The 21,138-nt window shown below is 28.7% G+C and carries 11 protein-coding genes; 9 read left to right on the top strand and 2 right to left on the bottom strand.

Features of this window, described 5'->3' with window-relative positions:
• The first annotated feature begins 20 nt into the window (after positions 1 to 20).
• The 4 genes from INR60_RS08060 to INR60_RS08075 all read left to right on the top strand — a co-directional run bounded on the left by INR60_RS08060 (position 21) and on the right by INR60_RS08075 (position 12,543).
• Positions 21 to 1,178, top strand: coding sequence for a mannosyltransferase family protein (locus INR60_RS08060; RefSeq protein ID WP_194191003.1), 1,158 nt, complete (start codon positions 21 to 23; stop codon positions 1,176 to 1,178).
• Between the two features lie 11 nt (positions 1,179 to 1,189).
• Complete coding sequence (locus INR60_RS08065; RefSeq protein ID WP_194191004.1) at positions 1,190 to 1,729, top strand: hypothetical protein; 540 nt, start codon at positions 1,190 to 1,192, stop codon at positions 1,727 to 1,729.
• Between the two features lie 333 nt (positions 1,730 to 2,062).
• Positions 2,063 to 10,480, top strand: coding sequence for a GH36-type glycosyl hydrolase domain-containing protein (locus INR60_RS17620; protein WP_194191005.1), 8,418 nt, complete (start codon positions 2,063 to 2,065; stop codon positions 10,478 to 10,480).
• A gap of 179 nt (positions 10,481 to 10,659) precedes the next feature.
• Complete coding sequence (locus INR60_RS08075) at positions 10,660 to 12,543, top strand: FUSC family protein (protein WP_194191006.1); 1,884 nt, start codon at positions 10,660 to 10,662, stop codon at positions 12,541 to 12,543.
• A gap of 44 nt (positions 12,544 to 12,587) precedes the next feature.
• Here the strand turns inward: INR60_RS08075 and INR60_RS08080 are convergent, their stop codons facing one another.
• Complete coding sequence (locus INR60_RS08080) at positions 12,588 to 13,100, bottom strand: hypothetical protein (protein WP_194191007.1); 513 nt, start codon at positions 13,098 to 13,100, stop codon at positions 12,588 to 12,590.
• 432 nt (positions 13,101 to 13,532) lie between these two features.
• On the opposite strand from INR60_RS08080, the gene INR60_RS08085 reads away from it, so the two are divergent.
• The 5 genes from INR60_RS08085 to INR60_RS08105 all read left to right on the top strand — a co-directional run bounded on the left by INR60_RS08085 (position 13,533) and on the right by INR60_RS08105 (position 18,957).
• Positions 13,533 to 14,090 carry a glycerol-3-phosphate responsive antiterminator gene (locus INR60_RS08085; protein WP_194191008.1) on the top strand — a complete coding sequence of 186 codons (558 nt, stop codon included), beginning with the start codon at positions 13,533 to 13,535 and terminating at the stop codon, positions 14,088 to 14,090.
• A 61-nt stretch (positions 14,091 to 14,151) separates the two neighbouring features.
• A complete protein-coding gene (gene glpK, locus INR60_RS08090; protein ID WP_194191009.1) occupies positions 14,152 to 15,648 on the top strand; it encodes a glycerol kinase GlpK in 1,497 nt (498 codons plus the stop codon).
• Between the two features lie 215 nt (positions 15,649 to 15,863).
• Positions 15,864 to 17,294 carry an NAD(P)/FAD-dependent oxidoreductase gene (locus tag INR60_RS08095; RefSeq protein ID WP_194191010.1) on the top strand — a complete coding sequence of 477 codons (1,431 nt, stop codon included), beginning with the start codon at positions 15,864 to 15,866 and terminating at the stop codon, positions 17,292 to 17,294.
• A gap of 12 nt (positions 17,295 to 17,306) precedes the next feature.
• Entirely contained in the window at positions 17,307 to 18,557 is a 1,251-nt protein-coding gene (locus tag INR60_RS08100) for an NAD(P)/FAD-dependent oxidoreductase (RefSeq protein ID WP_194191011.1), read from the top strand.
• 46 nt (positions 18,558 to 18,603) lie between these two features.
• On the top strand, positions 18,604 to 18,957 hold the full coding sequence (locus INR60_RS08105) for a DUF1667 domain-containing protein (RefSeq protein ID WP_194191012.1): 354 nt from the start codon (positions 18,604 to 18,606) through the stop codon (positions 18,955 to 18,957).
• Between the two features lie 1,175 nt (positions 18,958 to 20,132).
• On the opposite strand, the gene INR60_RS08110 is transcribed toward INR60_RS08105, so the two are convergent.
• On the bottom strand, positions 20,133 to 21,041 hold the full coding sequence (locus INR60_RS08110; RefSeq protein WP_194191013.1) for a LysR family transcriptional regulator: 909 nt from the start codon (positions 21,039 to 21,041) through the stop codon (positions 20,133 to 20,135).
• Positions 21,042 to 21,138 lie beyond the last annotated feature (97 nt).

The raw sequence follows: 21,138 nt of genomic DNA on the forward strand, positions 1-21,138 counted from the left end.
TTTAGGAGGAATTTTTAAGTTTGAAGAGTTTAGATTGGGTAAAAAGTAAATTGCAGAATAAATATATATTTATTCTGACAATATTTATTTTATCGAGGATATTTATATGGTTAGTTGGGGCTGTATATAATGTTTTTGATGGAAGTGATCAAAGTATTTGGGATTTATTATTTAGATGGGATTCACCTTGGTATAAGGGAATAATAGTAGATGGATATATGGATTCTCCTCAAGGTATGACAGGTAACAATGCTGCAAACTGGGCGTTTTTCCCGCTGTATCCTATGATAGTTAAAGTGTTTTATATGATGACTAATATTAGAGTAGAAATATTAGGGTCAGTAATTTCTAGCATAATAATACTTATTGCAAGTTTTGTTATTTATGATTATTGTGTAGAGATTAAAAATGAGAAATGTGCAAAAATAGCAATGATACTACTTTTTGTAGGGCCATACTCATTTTATACAGCAACTTTATATACAGAGTCATTATATATTTTATTTACTATATTATTTTTCTATTTTTTAAAAAAAGACAAATGGATTTTAGCAGGTATTTGTGGAGGGCTTGTTTCAGCTACTAGAGTTACTGGTGCAATACTAGTTTTCCCTATGATGATAATGTTCTTAAGACCTGTATTTGAAAGAAAAGAAAAATTCTTAGATGCAGTAAAGAGATTTTTCTTAGATGGAAAGTATCTATTATCATTTTTACTTGTTCCATCAGGAATATTTGCATATATGGTTTATCTATATAACAAAGTAGGAGATCCATTTGCATTTAAAAATATTCAAATAGCTTGGGGAAGAGAAAATAGCAACCCTATAGATGTTTTAATCGGGGGATTTGTTACTTACGATGGAAAGATAAATTCTCCATTTTGGATTTATTTAGGGGTCTGGGCTATATTTGGAATAGTTATATCTTTATATATGTTTAAAAAGAAAAAGTTTGAAGAAGGAATATTTTCACTTATAACAATAATAATTCCGATGTTATCAAGTCTTCAATCAATACCTAGATATGTTATGGGGAATGTTTTAGTTATAATATTCTCAAGTTTATTTATAGAAGAACATTTTAAAAAATCGAGATGGATAGTTTTAGGATTGCTTATAATATACAACGCCGTATTATTGTGGCTTTGGTTTAATGGAAATCCTATTATGCCTTAAGGAGGAATACTATGAAAAAGAAAAATGTAATCTGTTATAGTATATCTATATTATTAATAGTTTCCTATTTTGCTATATTAGGATTAAACTTTAAAATTAAAGCGCCAATAGAGTACAAGCTATATTATATTAAAAAAGAAATTGCAGGCTGGCCTGGATATGGCGGAATGGAAATAGACTTTAATACTAAAAAATACTTTAATGAAGATGCTTTTAACGGTAAGGATATTTATCAAGCTGTAAATAAAGGAATGATGAAAGACGAGTTAGGTAAAAAAATCCACGACGTTGGTGAAGTTTACTTTACAGTTCCTAAAGATTATACAGGAAGTAAAATTAAAGTTAGAGTTAATATGAAAGGTTTAGAAGACGATAATACAGTTTCTGTAACTTTAAACGATCAAGAGTTAACTACTGTTAAAACTGGAAGAGAATATAAAGATTATGATTTTGTAATAGATGAATCAATGTTAAATAGTGATAAAAACATTATAAGGTTCACACCTACAAAACACACTAATTTAAAATCAATAGAATTTTTAAAAGATTAAATAAAAAGCAGACAAGCCGTAGCGGTTTGTCTGCTTTTTTATATATTGAATTATAGAAAAATTAAAAGCTTTATTGGAGTTAAAGGGCTTAAATAAATTTTTAAAAGCAGATTCAGTTTGGTGAAAGTTTAAATATCGTTTAATTGAGTTTCTTGAGTTCTAAATGATTAAATTTTTTAAAATACGCTTTCAATTAAAACTATAATTCTATAGTAATATCTTGATTATGGACAAAAATTTCTATTTATATACAAGCTTTAGAAAATTAATTCATAAATTTTCTTCTTTTGTGAAAACTAAAAAAAAGAAGACTTTCAAAAGGAGTAGATAATTGTGAAGAAAACAGAAGTATACAAAAGTAGAAATTATGTTTTAAAAGACTTAAAAGAAAGTTTCTATAAGATAAATAGGAATTATAGATATATTAAAAAACTATCAGTTGACGGAGAAGAGATAATAGGTTCAGGGGAATGGCTTTTAGATAATATATATCTTATAGAAAAAGAATATAAGGCAATCAAATTTAATATGCCAATAGAATATTTTGAAAGCTTACCTAAAAAAAATAATTCAAACTCTAAAACTCCTAGGGTGTTATGTTTTGCAAACGAATTTATAAATAAAGAAAATTTAAAAATAAGCAAAGAAGAAGTTATAAAATATCTTTTAAGTTGTGAGAAAAATCTAAATATGGGAGAGATTTGGGCATTTCCTATAATGCTTAGGATCGGAGTTATTAAAAGGCTCGCTAAAATTACAGAAAATCTTAGATTGATTCAAGAAAATAAGTTTAACGGAAAAAGACTTGCCTACAAACTTATAAAAAACAAAGAAGATAAAGAAAAAATAATAGAAATTCTAAAAAATAAAGAAGGTAAAAAAGAGATATTTTATAGTGAGTTTTATAAAGCATTAAAAGATAACTCTTACGGAGATAAAGAGATTATTGATGTTTTAAAGAGTACTTTAAAAAGAAATGATAACGATATGGAACTTCTAAAAGCTAAGTTTTTAGATGGCAATTTAGAAGAAGAAATCGGACACTCAATAATGTCTTTAAGAGAAATAGAGAGTATAGATTGGACTTATGTGTTTGAAAAAACGTCAGTAATAGAAAAGATTTTATTAAAAGACCCTGATGACACTTATGGTTTAATGGATTTTAAATCTAAAGAATACTACAGGCACAAAATAGAAGATTTAGCAAAAGAATTTAGTATAACTGAAAAAGCAGTAGCAGAAAAATCCTTATTTTTAGCAAAGAGAGCTAAAGAAGAAGGGAAAAGATTATATAAATCTCATGTAGGTTATTACATAGTAGATGAGGGAATAGGAGAATTATCAGAAAGTATATCTAAAGCGTCAGTAAAAAAAGATACTATGAGCCCTAAAAAGTTTTGGGCTTTAAATATTGTAGGGACTTTATTTATAGTTTTTCTTACGCTTTTAATAAGTAACTTATTTAAAGTTAATTACACAAAGCTTCAATATTTAATAGCAGGTCTTATAATTTTAATTCCGGCTAGTGAAATAGTAGTTGCACTTATTAATTACGTAACTTCTAAAAAGGTTAAAGTTAGGCATATACCGAAAATTGATTTAAAAAATATATCTATAAAAGATAGAACAGTAGTAATAGTTCCAACTATGATTAACACTAAAAAGAAAATAGATTCTTTAATAAGTAAATTAGAAGTAGCTTACCTTGGAAACAAGGAAGATAACTTATATTTTGCAATACTTGCAGATTTCTCAGATAGCAAAGAGGCTACCTTAGAAAAAGACGGTAAGTTAAACGAATATGCCCTTTTAAAAACTAAAAAATTAAATCAAAAATACAAAAAAGATAAAGATATCTTCTTCTTTTTAAATCGAAAGAGAAAGTTTAATAAAAGTGAAGGAGTTTTTATGGGTTGGGAAAGAAAAAGAGGTAAGATAATGGAATTTATCACTCTTCTTAGAGAACCAGAAACTCTAACTTCATTTAATGTAATTAGCACTTCTTTAGAAGAGGTTAGAAAATCTAAATACATAATAACTTTAGATACTGATACATTTATAAAAAGAGATACTTGTAAAAAACTTATAGGAAGTATGAAACACACTTTAAACAAAGCATTTTTAAAAGATAAAAAAGTAGTAAGAGGCTATGGAATCTTGCAACCTAAAGTTAGTATATCTCTTGAAAGTATGAATAAAAGCAGATTCTCTAAAATCTTTGGAGGAGAAGGTGGGGTAGACGGTTACTCTACAGCTTACTCAGACACTTATCAAGACCTATTTAAAGAAGGTTCTTTTACAGGTAAGGGAATTATTGATATCGACGTTTTTTATAAAGTTTTAGATATGAAAATAGAAGAAAATAAAGTTTTAAGTCACGATCTTTTAGAAGGCTGCTTTGTTAGGTGTGGTTTAGTTTCTGATGCAGAACTCATAGACGATTATCCTAGCACGTACCTTAGCAGTTCTAAAAGGTTAGAAAGATGGGTAAGGGGAGATTGGCAGCTTATAGGTTGGTTATTTAAAAGTGATTTATCAGCACTTTCAAAGTGGAAAATTTTCGATAACCTAAGAAGGAGTCTTTTAGCACCTTCTATATTAATCGGATTATTTATTACAGTATTTTACTTAAGAGGTGGGAAGGCAGTTACCATACTTTTGTTTTTAGCGCTTATAACACCGCTTCTATTTTCAATTACTGATTTTGTTGTAACTCCTAAAAACAAATTAAACGGAACATTCAAGAAAACAGAAGAAATACTTTTAATAATAAGTTTTATTCCTTACCAAAGCTTAATTATGTTTTTAGCTATAGTAAGAGCTATTTATAGAATGGCAATTAGCAAGAAACATTTACTTATGTGGCAAACAGCAGAAGATATAGAAAATAACATAAAAAATACTTTAAAAGGCTACTATTTAAAAATGTGGATTTCACCTCTTTTAGGTGTAATATTTTTCGCCTTAGGTCTAACAACTTCACCTCTACTTTCTATTTTGATTGGAGCTATATCTATTTTGTGGATAGTAGCACCTTATATAGCTTTTAAAATAAGTAAACCAATTGAAAAAGAAGAGATAGAAATCTCTAAAGAGGAAGAAAGCTATTTAAGAAATATTTCAAGGAGAACTTGGGCTTACTACGAAGACTTCGTAAATAGTGAAAACAACTACTTAGCACCAGATAACTATCAAGAGGAGCCTTTTAAAGGAGTAGCTTATAGAACTTCCCCTACAAATATCGGAATGGGACTTATAAGTAATATAGTGTCGTATGATTTAGGCTATATAACTATAGGAGAAGTTATAGATAGGTTAGAACTTATCTTAAGCAATATGAAAACTTTAGAAAAATATAAAGGACATTATTACAACTGGTATGATACTAGGACAAAAGAACCCTTAACTCCTAGATATATTTCAACTGTAGATAGTGGAAATCTTTTAGGGTATATGTGGATAATAAAAGACTTTTTAGAAAAATCTTTAGATTACAAACTTATAAGAAAAAATGAACTAACTAGCATTAAAGATATCTACAAAATATTAAAAATAGAAGAAAAAGACTTTTTAGATAGCTCTAAAGGATATAACATAAAATCCTATATAAACACTTTAAAAGAAGAATTAAATAGCTTAGAATTATTAGATTTTGAAGAAGACAAAGAAAAGGAATACTGGCTTAAAAAATGCAAAGCTGAAATAAAGAAAAAGATAGGATATTTCGAATTTTGCTATGATGGAGTAAAGAAATTATTTAAAAGTGAGTGGGATAAAAACCCTCCTTCAATTAACGAAATTGAAAAACATATGGCAGTACTTTATAACTCTTCAGGAGAAGAATATAAAGATACTATTATGCTTATGTCAGAAAAGATTATAACTTTTAAAAATAGAATTTTAAATTTAATAAACGAATTAAAAGAAGATATGGATAATATGAAATTTGATTTCCTATATAAAAAAGAGAGAGGTTTGTTTTCTATAGGATATAACTTAGAAGAAGACTCTTTAGGGAATTCATATTATGACCTTTTAGCATCAGAATCGAGAATAGCTTCATTTTTAACTATAGCTAGAAGTGAAATAGATGAAAAACATTGGTTTAAACTAGGTAGGGCTATGACTAATTCTTACGGAATAAAGAGTTTAGTTTCTTGGAGTGGAACTATGTTTGAATACTTTATGCCAGCTCTTATTATGAAAAATTTCGAAGGAACACTTTTAGATATAACATACAAATCAGTTATAAAGGCTCAAAGAAGATTTGCAAAAGATAAAAGGATTCCTTTTGGAATATCAGAGTCAGCATACTTTGGATTTGATGTAGGAGAAAACTACCAATACAAAGCTTTTGGAATTCCGGGTATAGGTCTTAAAAGAGGGCTTGAAAACGAACTAGTAATTTCCCCTTATTCAAGCATTATGACATTATCTTATGACTTCAAAAACTCTTATTCTAACTTAAAACTTTTAGAAGAAATAGGAGCTCTTAAAAGATATGGATTTATTGAAGCTATAGATTATACGCCAAACAGAGTTAATAAATACTTAAACGAAGATATTGTACACAAAGAAATAGATAAAAAGGAAAGAGGAATAAGAAAAGGTGGAAGAAAGGTTAATTGTTATATGGTTCACCATTTAGGGATGTCTTTTTTAGCTTTAGATAATATTTTAAATAAAAATATTATGCAAAAGAGGTTCCATAGTATTCCTGAAGTTAAAGCGACTGAAACTATCTTAAAAGAAAAAGTTCCAAAAGTAATAACTTTTGAAAGAGAAGAAGAATTTATTCCAAAAAGAGATGTACTTATAAGGGAAGAATTCGAACATAGAATATTTAAAGGGGCTAAGAGGGAAAATCCAGAAGTTAATATTTTATCGAATGGCATATTTAGTACTATGGTAACTTTAACTGGTAGTGGGTATTCTAAGAAAAATGATGACTTGTTATACAGGTGGATAGGAGATAGCACAACTGACGATAGCGGATCTTTTATCTACATCAAAAACTTAAACTCTAACGAGTTTTGGAGTGCAACTTACGAGCCTTGTAAGAAGGAAAACGATGATTATCTAGTAGATTTTTCTATAGATAGTTCTAAGTTTTTAAAAAGCGAAGGTTCTATAAAAAGTGAATTAGAAATAGTTGTTTCTCCTGAAGATAATCTAGAAATAAGAAAATTAAAAATAAAAAATACAAGTGAGAAATCTAGAGAGGTTGAACTTACAAGTTATATGGAAGTAACTCTTACAAGTTTAGCATCTGATACGGCTCACCCTAGTTTTTCAAATCTATTTATAGAAACAGAATATGATGACTCAAATAAAATTCTAATAGGTAAAAGAAGAGCTAGAGTTAAAAATGGAAAGGTACCATATATTTTCCACAAACTAATATCAGAAGAAGAGACTGATATTAGTTACGAAACTTCAAGGCTAAACTTTATAGGAAGAAATAGAAGTTTAAAAGAACCAGAAGCCTTAGATAATGATAACAGTTTAAAAAACACTGTTGGTATAGTTTTAGATCCTATATTGAGTTTAAGAAGCAGGGTTTCACTTAAAGGAAATGAAGAAAAAACAATTTATTTTATTACTGGTATCGCACTTTCTAAAGAAGAAGTTTTAGAGTTAAGTTCTAAATACTCTTTAGACCTAAAACTAGAGAGTACTTTTAACATTTACAACAAATCTATGCAATTAGAACTAAAAGCCTTAGCTATAACTTCAAAGATGGCAAACATCTATCAAAGATTAGCATCATATATTCTTTTCTTAAATGATGGAAGAAGAGATAGAGAAAAATTTATAGAAAATATAAGTAAGCACCAACAAGACCTTTGGGCATTTGGTATTTCAGGAGATTTAAATATTATAATGCTAGAAGTAGATTCAGAAGAGGATCTTGATGACGTTAGAGTTTTAGTTAAAATGCATTATTACTTCAAACTAAAAGGGCTTAAAGTAGACTTAATAATTTATAATAACGAAGAAGCAAGCTATGAAGAGCCTATGCAAAAGGCGATTCTTCAAGCTATTCACCTTCTTAGAACTGACGACGTATTAAATAAACAAGGAGGAATATATCTTCACAACAAATCTACTATGGGAGAAGATATTAGAGACTTCTTAGTTGGAATTTCATCTCTTTACATCAAAAGTAAAAAAGGAAGCGTTTTAAACCAATTAGAAGATAGAATAATAGAAGGAGAAACTTTAAGAAGGCACAAAGAACTTGGAGAAATAAAACCTTTAAAAAATAGATTAAACGAAGAATCTATAAAAGAGGCTAAAGATTTTAATTCAGTAAGATTAAATAACAACTTACAATTTGAGTTTGGAGAAGAAATAGATTTTAAAGAAGAGGACTTAGACTTTTTTAACGGCTACGGAGGCTTTAGTAAAAAAGATGGAAGCTACGTTATAAAGCTAAAGGACTTTAAAAATACTCCAGCACCTTGGATAAATGTTATTTCAAATAAGGAATTTGGTTTTCATATTTCAGAAGTAGGTTCAGCTCACACTTGGTGTAAAAACAGCAGAGAAAATAAGATTACTCCTTGGAACAACGACCCTGTAAAAGACAAACTTTTTGAAGCATTATATATAAGAAACGACGACGATTTTAAGTTTTCTTCAATAACTCCAGAACCAGTTAGAGATGGTGGAGAATACATTATAAATCACGGCTTTGGTTACTCTTCATTTAAACATAGGATGGGTGAGATAGATGGAGAGTTAATAACCTTTGTTCCAACTAAAGAAAAGCTTAAAATTAATAAAATAAAACTTAAAAATAACTCATCTAAAACTAAAAAGTTATCAATCCTTTATTATTTAGAATTAGTACTTGGTGTAACGCCTAGAGACACAGCTCGTTTTATAACTACCTACAACAAAAAAGATTATGTTTACGGGCAAAACAAATACTCTAAATACTTTGGGGAAGATAAGGCTTACCTTACAGCTACGGGCGGAGAGTCTATTACTTTTAGTTGTGATAGGAGAGAATTTATTGGAGTTTCAAATGATATATATTCTCCTAGTGCCTTAAATAAAAACATATTAGAAGGGACTTCTGGAAGTATATATGATCCTTGTTTAAGTTTGAATTTAAAAGTAACACTAGAACCTTTTGAGACTAAAGAATTAGTAATTCTTTTAGGAGAAGAAGAAAGTGAAGATTTAATAGAAGAAAAGATAGAAAAATATAAAATTATAGAAAATTCCTACAATGAATTAGAGAAAGTAAAAGAATATTGGAGTAATTTCCTAGGAAATATTAGAGTAAAAACTAGAGATAAGTCGATGGATTACCTTTTAAACGGGTGGCTACTTTACCAAAACTATAGCTGCAGGTATTTAGCTAGAACTGCATTTTATCAATCAGGAGGAGCTTATGGTTTTAGAGATCAGCTTCAAGATTCACTTTCTTTAGGACTTATAGACTCAAGGATTACTAAAGAGCAAATCCTTAAAAATGCTAGTAGGCAATACTTAGAAGGAGATGTTCAGCACTGGTGGCACCCTGTTATAAATAGTGGTATAAGAACTAGATTTTCTGATGATTTACTTTGGATGCCTTATGCAGTAGTTGAATATATAAATATGACAGGAGATTACAGTATATTAGAAGAAAAGGCACCTTATTTAGAAGATGCTCCTTTAAATGAAGGTGAGGATGAAAGATATACTATAGTTAATCAATCAAACAAAGAAGGAACTATCTACGAACACTGCATTAAGGCTATAGAAAGAGGTCTTCGATTTGGAGAGCATAGCATTCCTTTAATGGGAAGTGGTGACTGGAACGACGGTATGAGTACTGTTGGAAACAAAGGAAAAGGAGAAAGCGTTTGGCTAGGATGGTTTTTATACAAAATCCTTAAGGGATTTATACCTCTATGTGAAAGAAAAGATGATTTAGAAAGATCAGAAAAATACTTAAAGGATTCAGATTTTGTACTTAAAAACCTTGAAAAGAATGCCTGGGATGGAGGCTGGTATAGAAGGGCTTACTTTGACGACGGAACTCCTTTAGGTTCTAGAGAAAACGGGGAATGCAAAATAGATTCTCTAGCTCAAAGCTGGTCTATCATATCAGAAGGCGGAAAAAGGGAGAGAACTATTGAAGCTATGGAAGCTGTAGATAGAAACTTAGTTGATAAAGACTTAGGTCTTATAAAACTTCTTTCACCTCCTTTTGAAAAGTCAAAAGAAGAACCAGGTTATATTAAAGGATATGTTGCTGGAGTTCGTGAAAACGGAGGTCAATACACTCACGCTGCAACTTGGGTTATACTAGCTTTAACAAAACTAGGTATGGGCGATAAAGCTATGGAATATTATCATATGATAAACCCTATAAACCATACTGAAACAGAGCTTGAGTGCAGAAGATACAAACTAGAACCATATGTTATGGCAGCAGATGTTTATATTAGGGAACCTCACGGCGGAAGAGGCGGTTGGAGTTGGTATACTGGAACTGCTGGTTGGATGTATAAAGTAGGACTTCAAAACATCTTAGGTTTTGATAAAGTTAAAGACGAAGGCTACTCTATAAATCCTTCTATTCCTAAAGATTGGGATGGATTCGAGATATTTATAAAAAATGAAAAAGAGGATTATTCTATAGAAGTAAGAAGAGGAAGTGCTAAAAAAATTATAATTAATGAAGAAGAAATAGAAGGAGAACTTATTCCAAGAAACCTAGGAAAAGTTAATATAAAAGTAGAATTTTAATTTAAAAGCAAGCCAAAAGAGACTAACTTTAATATAAATTAAAGAGTCTTAAAGGGCTTGCTTTTTTATTTATAAATATATTCGTTCTTATTTTAGATAAAACTTGATAATAATTTAGAAACAAATAAAGAATAAAAAGGTGATAGAATATAAAGATAACAATAAAGAGGAGACTAAAGATGAGTAAAACCTTAAATAAAAAGTTAGAGAAATACTTAACAGTCCTTTTGATTATGGGATTGTTTTTATTATTTGGGAGCAAAAATCTAATAGTTGCATTTGGGACTATTATAATAGCTGTACCATTTTATAAGGAAGATTATACTTCAAAGCCATTAGCATTTATAAATAAGATGGTATTTATCCAAGTAGCACTAGGAATAGCAGCGTATGTTTCAAATTTAAATATATACTTAAATATAATAATATCATTTGTAGTTGTGTTTTCTCTATGTTATGGATTTAGTTACGATTTTAAGCCTGCAAAAAGTTCAGGATTTGTTATGATGTATCTATTCTTATTATATTCTAATGTACCTCTTGAAGATATGCCAAAAAGACTTTTAGCGCTGGCTTTCTCAGGGCTAGTTATAATAGCTCAATATTATTATTTTACAAATCATGATTTTGAAAAGAAGATCAATTTAGAGATAAAAAAGATAGCAGAAGCTATAAAAAAAGAACTTGAAAGTATATTAGAAGGCGAAGGAGAGGACAATTCTAACATAAATATACTTATAAAAAATGCTGAGGTAGAAGTTCATGATAGATTAGAAAATTCAAAAAAAGATACTGAAAAATCTATAGAAAAGTCTATTATTCTATTTACTTTATCTAATTTAAAGCGAAATATAAAAGATGTAAAAAAAACAGATCAAAACGAATTTATAATAAGAGAAATAATATTATTTGTAGACCAGATAATATTATATTCAACTGGAGAACTTACTTTATTAAATATAAAAAATGATATTTTAAAATATAATATATTAACTAAAGACACAAAGGAAACTAAAGGGATAGATAAGTATAGATTTTATAATATATTACTTACAGTTAAAGAATTTATAAAAGCTATAGATAATAAAGAAAACTATATAAATTTGTATAATGATGATAGGGTAAAAAGATTAAAGATAAATAGAAAAAAAGTAGCAAATAAATCAATAAGATATAACTTAGCACTAAAGACTTCAATATTACTATCAATTTCAATTCTTTTAGTTGACTATTATGGGGTTTACGTAGGTAAGTGGTTACCTTTTACTATTTCAGTTTTAGTTTTACCTTTTGTTGAAGAGATAAATAAAAAGATAAAAGATAGAGTCTTTGGAACTGTTATAGGTGTAATTTCTTTTGAAATTTTATATCTAATAGGAAGAGAAAATAAGATTGTACTTTGGATAGCTTTTGCTGTAGGATTATTCTTTACATTTACTACTAAAGAATATAAAAAGCGTGCTATTTTTATAACTATTATGTCATTAAGTATGGTAGTTCTTTTAGTTCCTAGTGGTCAAAGTGATAATGTGGGAATTTATAGGTTAGTATTAAACTTTTTAGCTATAATAATAGTAGCTTTAGTTACTAATAATATTTTTCCATTTAGTGTTAAAGATGATACTATTAAAGCTATAGACAAACTTATGGAGAATAACAAAGAAGTATTAAAGGCGGTACTTAATAACTCAAAAGAAGTTAAAAATATTGATGATTTAACGCTTATGAGTAACCACTATTATAGAAGGTTAAGTTATAACAATCTACTTATTAAAAGTGAAAGCTTAAACATTCTTTTAAGTTATGAAACTGAATTCTTATCTGACGTTAAAGTTATATATAAAAATAATAAGCAAATGAAAGCATTTGATATCTATTATAAAAATGTCTCTATAATAGAGAAGAACTTTAAAGGTGAAGATATATTAGAAAAAATAAGGGAATTATTTTATAAAGAGGATAATGATAAAGAAAGATTAATAATAATTAGTATATTTAGATTATACAGAGATTTTAACTGTATAAATGAAACTGCACTAAAGATAAAAGAAGAATTAAAATAATAAAAGCCTCTTAGCGTTTTTTAATGCTAAGAGGCTTTTAAAATCTAATTAAAATTATATATTTTTTTAGTTAATAAATTTCCGTAACCTAAATCATTAAATAACTTTACGTAGTAAGTTAAATCAAAATTACTAGTTAAAACAACCGATTTATTATTCTTTAGATAAATGGTTATAATATTTTCTTTGTAGTTGAGATTGAAGTAATCTATATCAGATTTTTTAATTATCTTAAATCCTTTAATTATATATTTATCATTTATAAACACATTTAAATGCTTATAAAGTAAAAATAAAAATGAATAAGCAAATCCTACAGTATAAAACACATCAGATAATGAATTAATAATAAAAGAAATAAATATAAAAATAAAGGCAGTAGCACTTTGAAGAAAGTAGTAATAAGTCTTATTTAATTTTGGTTTTTTATTTGCGTACACATAATATGTAGTATTGTCTTTAATAAAATTATAGTAATTTACTATGTCTTTATATAAGATAAAGGCAAAAAATAAAATAAGTAGCACATAAATTATAAAAAATAAATTAAATTTCATGAAAAATCCCCCTATATTTTGAAAAAGATAGTTACTTTGTTAATTTTCTTACAAAGTCAAATGGATTAAAGTATTTTTAAAATAAACTTCTATACTAATAATTACAAAAAATCTTTAAGTAAAATCAGCGAAAAATAAGAAGTAACACAAGAAGTAAAATTTAGTATTATTAAATCCCTTTAGGAAAATAAAAGTAGTTATAATTGTAAAAAATAAATAAAGCACCATTAAAATTAAAAATTTTAAAATTATAAATAGATTAAACGTATCTCTTTATATTGAATAGAAAATTAATTGTTCATATTATAGCAATAAAATATGTATATAATGTAAATAAAAGGAGGGTGCAATTGTTAATTTAATAACGTTAGGAAAGTTATTAAAAATGTGATAATATGATTAAGGAAAATGTTTACACAAAGGGGATATTCGATGAATTTTAGAAGTATTTTAGAAGATAATCCGATAATAGCTGCAGTTAAAGATGCAAATGAATTAAAGTTAGCTTTAGAGTCAAACTCGGCTGTGATATTTGTTTTATTTGGAGATTTACTAAATATTAGAGGTATAAGCAAATCAATTAAAGAAAATGGGAAAATAGGAATCGTCCATATTGACTTAATCGATGGTTTAAGTCATAAAGATGCAGCAATAAGATTTATAAAAGAGGAAACTGAATTTGAAGGAATTATTAGCACTAGAAGCCAATCTATAAGAAGTGCTAAAAATCAAGGACTTATAGCTATACAAAGAACTTTTATTATAGACACAATCTCACTTGATAACGCAACTAAGATAGTTAATAGTGATGTTGATGCAGTTGAGATTTTACCTGGTATTATTCCAAAGGTAATAGAAAAACTTGATAGTATTTCTAGAACTCCAATTATAGCTGGAGGTCTTGTAGAAGAAAAAGAAGAAGTTATGCTTGCTTTAAGTTCAGGTGCAACTTCAGTATCTTCAACTAAGCCTGAGATTTGGGATATGTAATTTGTTAATTAATCGATAGCGACAAAAGATTAAAACAAATTTATGTTAGGGGAGTTTTTTTATGAATAAGTATATAATCGCATTAGACCAAGGAACTACAAGCTCGAGAGCTATAATTTTTGATAAGGACCAAAACATATTAGGAATAAGTCAAAAAGAGATAACTCAGTTTTATCCAAAAGAAGGATGGGTTGAACATAACCCTATGGAGATTTGGGCTAGTCAATATGGTGTTTTGCAAGAAGCTTTAGCAAAAGCAAATATAACTCAAGAAGAAATCGCAGCTATTGGTATCACAAACCAAAGGGAAACTACTATCGTTTGGGATAAAAATACTGGAGAACCTATATATAATGCTATAGTTTGGCAGTGCAGAAGAACTGCTAAAATTTGTGATGAATTAAGAGAAAAAGGTCTTGAAACTTACATAAAGAAAAGTACAGGGTTAGTTTTAGATGCTTACTTTTCAGGAACTAAGATTAAATGGATTTTAGATAATGTAGAAGGTGCAAGAGAAAAAGCAGAAAAAGGAGAGTTGCTTTTTGGAACTGTAGATACTTGGTTAACTTGGAAACTTACAAACGGTAAGGTCCACGTTACTGATGTAACTAATGCATCAAGAACTATGATTTTTAATATTGATAAGTTAGATTGGGATGAAAAACTTTTAAAAGAACTTGATATTCCAAGGTCTATGCTTCCAGAAGTTAAAAATTCTTCTGAAGTATATGGTTATACTAACCTTGGAGGAAAAGGTGGCGTTAGAGTTCCGATAGCAGGTATTGCAGGGGATCAACAAGCGGCACTATTTGGGCAAGCTTGTTTTACTAAAGGTTCTGCTAAAAACACTTATGGAACTGGGTGTTTCTTACTTATGAATACTGGAAATGAGAGAGTAGAGAGTAAAAATGGGCTTTTAACTACTATAGCTATTGGAATGAATAACGAAGTTCAATACGCTTTAGAAGGTTCTGTTTTTGTAGGTGGAGCTGTTATTCAGTGGATAAGAGATGAGCTTATGTTAGTTAGTGATTCTAGTGATACAGAATACTTTGCAAGAAAAGTTTCTGATAATGGTGGAGTTTATGTTGTACCTGCTTTTGTAGGACTTGGAGCTCCTTATTGGGATATGTATGCAAGGGGTGCTATCTTTGGATTAACTAGAGGTGCAAATAGAAATCACATAATAAGAGCAGCACTTGAATCTATAGCTTACCAATCAAAAGATGTTTTAACTTCTATGGAAGAGGATGCTGGATATAAAATTGAGCATTTAAAAGTTGATGGTGGAGCAAGTAAAAACGAATTTTTAATGCAATTCCAAGCAGATATGATAGATTCAGAAGTTACTAGACCTATAATAACAGAAACTACAGCACTAGGTGCGGCTTACTTAGCAGGTCTTGCAGTAGGATATTGGGATAGTAAAGATGATATATCAAAATCTTGGTATGTAAGTGAAACTTATAAACCAGTTATGGAAAAAGAAGAAAGAGAAAAGCTTTATAAAGGCTGGAAGAAAGCGGTTAAGAGAACTGCTCAGTGGGAAGAAGAATAAATTTTTAAGAAAATGTTTTCATTTAGTTATAGACAAGGGTTAATAATTAGTTTATAATAAAGACATAAATAAATATTAGTGTTTAAGAGAGTTAGAGTCAAGCACGTAAATTAGAGGAATCGGTTCCTCTAGTTTCTGCTTGGCTTTTTTTATTAACAAAAGCTTATGTCGCTATCGCTTAGTTAATTAATTCATGGAAATTAGGAGGAATTGTTATGGTAGATGTTGCAATTATAGGAGCAGGTGTTATAGGAGCATCTGTATTTAGGGAATTAACAAAATACAACTTAAAAGTTTTAGTTTTAGATAAGGAAAACGACGTTTCGATGGGAACTAGCAAAGCGAATTCAGCTATTGTTCACGCTGGGTATGACCCAAAGATAGGAACTCTTATGGCAAAGTACAACGTAAAAGGAAATGAAATGTTTGAAGAACTTTGCAAAGAGTTAGATGTTCCATTTAAAAGAAATGGATCATTAGTATTAGCTTATGACGAGGAAGATTTAAAAACTGTTAAAGACCTTTGTGAAAACGGTACAAAGATAGGCGTAAAAGGTTTAAGAGTTTTAAGTAAAGAAGAGGTTTTAGAAAAAGAACCAAATATTAATAAAGAAATTGCTGGAGCTTTATATGCACCAACTGGTGGAATAGTTGGACCATTTGAATATACTATAGCACTTATGGAAAACGGTAGAGATAATGGTGGAGAAGTTAGATTAAATAGCGAAGTTATAGGAATTAAAAAAGTAGATAATATATTTGAAATAAATTTAAAAGATGGTGAAACTGTAAAAGCTAAATATGTTGTTAACGCAGCTGGAGTTTATGCAGATAAAATTCACAACATGATTTGCAAAGAAGATTTTAAAATTATCCCAAGAAAAGGTGAGTACTTCGTAATGGATAAATCACAAGGGGATGTAGTAAGTCACACAATCTTCCAATGTCCATCAAAACTTGGAAAAGGTATTCTAGTTACTCCTACAGTTCACGGGAATCTTTTAGTTGGACCTAACGCAGTAGATATAGAAGACAAAGAAGAGTTAAAAACAGAAGGAGATCACTTAGATTATATAAGAGAAACTTCTATGAGAACTACAGATAAGATTAATTTTAGAGAATCTATAAGAAACTTTGCAGGTCTTCGTGCAACTCCAAGTACAGGAGATTTTATAGTAAGAGAAGATGAAGAAGTTAAAGGTTTTGTAGATGTAGCTGGAATTAAATCACCAGGGCTTTCATCAGCACCTGCAATAGCTTTAGATGTAGTTGAAATCTTAAAAAATTCAGGACTTAAAGAAGAAAAGAAAGAAAATTTCAATAAGGAAAGAAAAGAAATTAGATTTATAGAGTTAAGTCCTAGTGAAAAAGCAGAAATAATTAAAAAAGATAAAAGATACGGAAATATAATCTGTAGATGCGAAAGCATAACAGAAGGTGAAATAGTAGATTCTATAAAAAGATGTTTTGATGGAATGACTTTAGATGGAATTAAGAGAAGATGCAGACCAGGAATGGGAAGATGCCAAGGTGGTTTCTGTGGACCTAGAGTTCAAGAAATTATCGCAAGAGAATTAAACATGAACTTAGAAGATGTAAGACAAGAGAAAAACGGTTCATATATCTTATTAGGAAAGACAAAGTAGGAGGGATTTAGTATGTACGATTTAATAGTAGTAGGTGGAGGTCCAGCTGGACTTGCAGCAGCAAATGAAGCTTATGAAAACGGAGTTAGAAATATTCTTATTTTAGAAAGAGATAAAGAACTTGGAGGAATACTAAATCAATGTATCCACAACGGATTTGGACTACATACATTTAAAGAAGAACTTACAGGTCCTGAATACGCTCAAAGATTTATAAATATGTTAAAAGACACTGATGTTTCAGTTAAACTTGGAACTATGGTTTTAGATATAGAGGATTCTAATGAAACTAAAAAAGTCCACGCTATAAATCCAGAAGAAGGATATATGGTTCTAGAAGGAAAAGCTGTAGTTCTAACTATGGGTTGTAGAGAAAGAACTAGAGGGGCTATAAATATACCAGGGGATAGACCAGCTGGAGTATTTACAGCAGGAGCAGCTCAAAGATATATAAATATGGAAGGCTTTATGCCAGGGAAAAACGTATTAATATTAGGTTCAGGGGATATCGGGCTTATAATGGCTAGAAGAATGTCACTTGAAGGAGCAAAAGTTCACGGAGTTGTAGAACTTATGCCTTACTCAAACGGATTAAATAGAAATATAGTTCAATGTTTAAATGATTACGATATTCCATTATACCTATCACACACAGTAGTAGATATAATAGGAAAAGAAAGATTAGAAAAAGTAATAATCGCAGAAGTTGGACCTGACAGAAAACCTATAAAAGGGACTGAAAAAGAGTTCGACGTAGATACACTACTTCTTTCAGTAGGATTAATCCCAGAAAACGAACTTTCAAAGGGAGCTGGAATAGAAGGAGATAGAAGAACTAACGGACTTGTAGTTTCAGAAAGTATGGAAACTTCAATCCCTGGAATATTCGCAGCTGGAAACGTAGTTCACGTTCACGATTTAGTAGATTTCGTAACTCAAGAATCAAAACACGCAGGAGTTTCAGCAGCTAAATATATAAAAGGTGAATTAGTTAGAGGAGATGTTGTTGAGATTAAAAATGGTCAAAACATAAACTACACAGTACCTCAAAAATTCACAGCAGAAAATATAGATGGAAATATGACTGTTTTCATGAGAGTTAATAATATTTACCACGATAAAGAAATCGTAGTTAGAAATGGAGATAAAGTAATAGCTTCATTTAAAAGAAAACACTTAGCACCAGCTGAGATGGAAAAAATAAATTTACCTAAAAAACTTCTAGAAGGAGTAAAGGGAGAAATCGTAATATCTTTAGAATAATGAAGCAAAAAGAAATTTAACTATAAAAATAATGGTGGTGGAATAAATGATAAGAGAATTAATTTGTATAAGTTGCCCAATGGGGTGTCATTTAAAAGTAGATGTAGAAAATAAAACAGTAGAAGGAAACACTTGCAAAAGAGGAGAGATCTACGGATTAAACGAAGTTACAAACCCAGTTAGAGTTATAACTTCAACAGTTAAAGTTAATAATGGTGAACTTCCAGTAATACCAGTTAAAACTACAGGCCCAATCGGGAAAGGACTAAATATGGAATGTATGGAAGTACTTTCAAAAGTTAATATAGAAGCTCCTGTAAAAATGGGAGATATAATAATAAGTGATGTTCTAGGAACAGGCGTTGACGTTGTTGCTTCTAGGGATATTAAAGCTATCTAAATTAAAGGAAATTTCCTTAAATTATTATATAATCAATCAAGTACCTAAAAGAGTTGATAAGATTTTTCTTATCAACTTTTTTGATTTTATAATTATATATTTTATATTAGTTTATAGGTAATAGATAATAGAAAGAATCTAATAAGTAATAGATAATATGAAGAATTAAATACGTAACATATAGTAGAAAGAATCTAATGTGAAATAGATGACAAAATCCTTATAGATAAATTAGTAAAGTTAAAGATAAATTAGTAAAACTAAAAATAGAGAAATTAGGAAACCTAAAGATAGATATTGAGGCTTATAAAATAGTCTTTTAAATAGTCTTTTAAATAGTCTTTCATTTAGTATTTATATAGCCGTTTGATTAGCCTTTTATAGTATTATAAATTAAAAATTTATAAAAATAGTAAAAAACAGCATAACCAACAATTAAGCAAAACATTTCTATAGGGCAATATAAAAAACAAGTTAACTAACAGCTAAAAAGCTTGTCTTTAAGGCATATAATCATAAATTTAGCTTGTGTTAAAGAAATATTTGAGTAGAAAATTGATAGCATATATAAAAAATTAACCTACCAACAATTAAGCAAAACATTACTATAGGGTGAAAAAATTTATATCATAATAACATAAGAAGAGCTTGTTTTTAATTATATAAAAAAATAAAAATTAAGTTAGACTAAAAATAGTTTATAGTACAAAATTAACTAGTCTAAGTGAGGTATTAATTATACCAACACTAGACTATAACATTCCTATAGTAAAAGAAATAATTCTATATACTAAGCCTAATAGAGCTTGTATCTAAAGTATATATAATATCCTATTAAAGGTGGATTAAGTGTGGAAAATTAACATCATATATGAAGATTTAAAACAACCAACACTGCAGTATAACATTTCTATAGTAAAAGAAATAATTCTATATACTAAGGCTTATAGAGCTAGTACCCAAAGTATATATAATCCTATAAACTGATCTACGATTATATGTTGATTAAGTGTGGAAAATTAACAGTGTATATAAAAATTTAAAACTACCAACACCGTAGTATAACATTCCTATAGGAAAAGAGAAAAAATAAAAATACATATAGGTAGTAAAGGGGAATGCTTGTTTTAAAGCTTAAAAATCAAAAAAACCCCTAAAGAGGAGTTTTTTAAAATCTATATTAATCTTATATTTCTTTTAATTGAAGAAAAGAGTTCCAGTCCTATTTCATCTAAGGATTTATTCTTGCTCCACAAAAACCAAAGGGAAGGGCTTATAACCTCTTTGTCTTCTTCAAAGGGGATTATCTTTATATTATCTAATTTATCGTAAAAATCGTTAACTATAGCAAAAGACGGACCAAAAGATATAGCTATATTCTCATTTACACTATTCATTATTGAAATGAAATTATTAGTTTTAAATAAAATTCTAATATCAGAATCTATTTTATCTTCTGCATGACTTATAAAATTTAATAAGAATTTATCATCATATATAGCTATCCTTTCATCTTTAAGATCCTTATAAGTTATTACTTCCTTTTTTGAAAGGTTAGATTTATTGTTTACGGAACAATAAAATTTGCCTTCAGTAATATTTTTATAATTATAGTTTATATTATGATTTTTTATATTATCAGTAAAAGCAATTAATGCAAAATCACACTTTTCTTCTTTTAATTTTAGTAAGATATCATCTGTATTTCCTTCTGAAATACTAAGTTCAACAAAGGGGAACTCTCTTTCTAAATCCTGTATAGCCTTAATTAAAGGATAATTAATTCCAGGGATTGAACCTATTCTAAGCTTAAGCTTTGGGAAATTATTTTTATTTTCTGCATAGTTATAAATCTCACGCTTTTTGTCTAAAATAAATCTAGCTTTATTTATAATATATTGACCTTGGGTTGTAGGGAAAGTCCCGTTTCTTGATCTTTTAAAAAGCTCTATCCCAAGTTCGTTTTCTAAAGATTTTACGCCTTGGCTTACAGCAGAAGTTGTAAGGCTTAATTTATTTGCAGTTTTTGAAAAACTTTTCTCTTCAGATAGGGTTGTAATTATATTTAATTGTTCAAAATTCAACTTTAACACCTTCTTTAAGTTTTACTTAACTTTAAGTTTAATTAATTTAATTTTACTTAAACAGGTACCAGTTGTAAACTAAAAATATAATAAGAAA

This window comes from Clostridium chrysemydis (assembly GCF_015234215.1).
Classification (GTDB): domain Bacteria; phylum Bacillota; class Clostridia; order Clostridiales; family Clostridiaceae; genus Clostridium; species Clostridium chrysemydis.

What these genes read in the sequence shown, in the direction of transcription:
- INR60_RS08065 (WP_194191004.1), top strand. Translation starts at nt 1,190, where the DNA reads ATGAAAAAGAAAAATGTAATCTGTTATAGTATATCTATATTATTAATA.
- INR60_RS08075 (WP_194191006.1), top strand. Translation starts at nt 10,660, where the DNA reads ATGAGTAAAACCTTAAATAAAAAGTTAGAGAAATACTTAACAGTCCTT.
- INR60_RS08080 (WP_194191007.1), bottom strand. Translation starts at nt 13,100, where the DNA reads ATGAAATTTAATTTATTTTTTATAATTTATGTGCTACTTATTTTATTT.
- INR60_RS08085 (WP_194191008.1), top strand. Translation starts at nt 13,533, where the DNA reads ATGAATTTTAGAAGTATTTTAGAAGATAATCCGATAATAGCTGCAGTT.
- glpK (WP_194191009.1), top strand. Translation starts at nt 14,152, where the DNA reads ATGAATAAGTATATAATCGCATTAGACCAAGGAACTACAAGCTCGAGA.
- INR60_RS08095 (WP_194191010.1), top strand. Translation starts at nt 15,864, where the DNA reads ATGGTAGATGTTGCAATTATAGGAGCAGGTGTTATAGGAGCATCTGTA.
- INR60_RS08100 (WP_194191011.1), top strand. Translation starts at nt 17,307, where the DNA reads ATGTACGATTTAATAGTAGTAGGTGGAGGTCCAGCTGGACTTGCAGCA.
- INR60_RS08105 (WP_194191012.1), top strand. Translation starts at nt 18,604, where the DNA reads ATGATAAGAGAATTAATTTGTATAAGTTGCCCAATGGGGTGTCATTTA.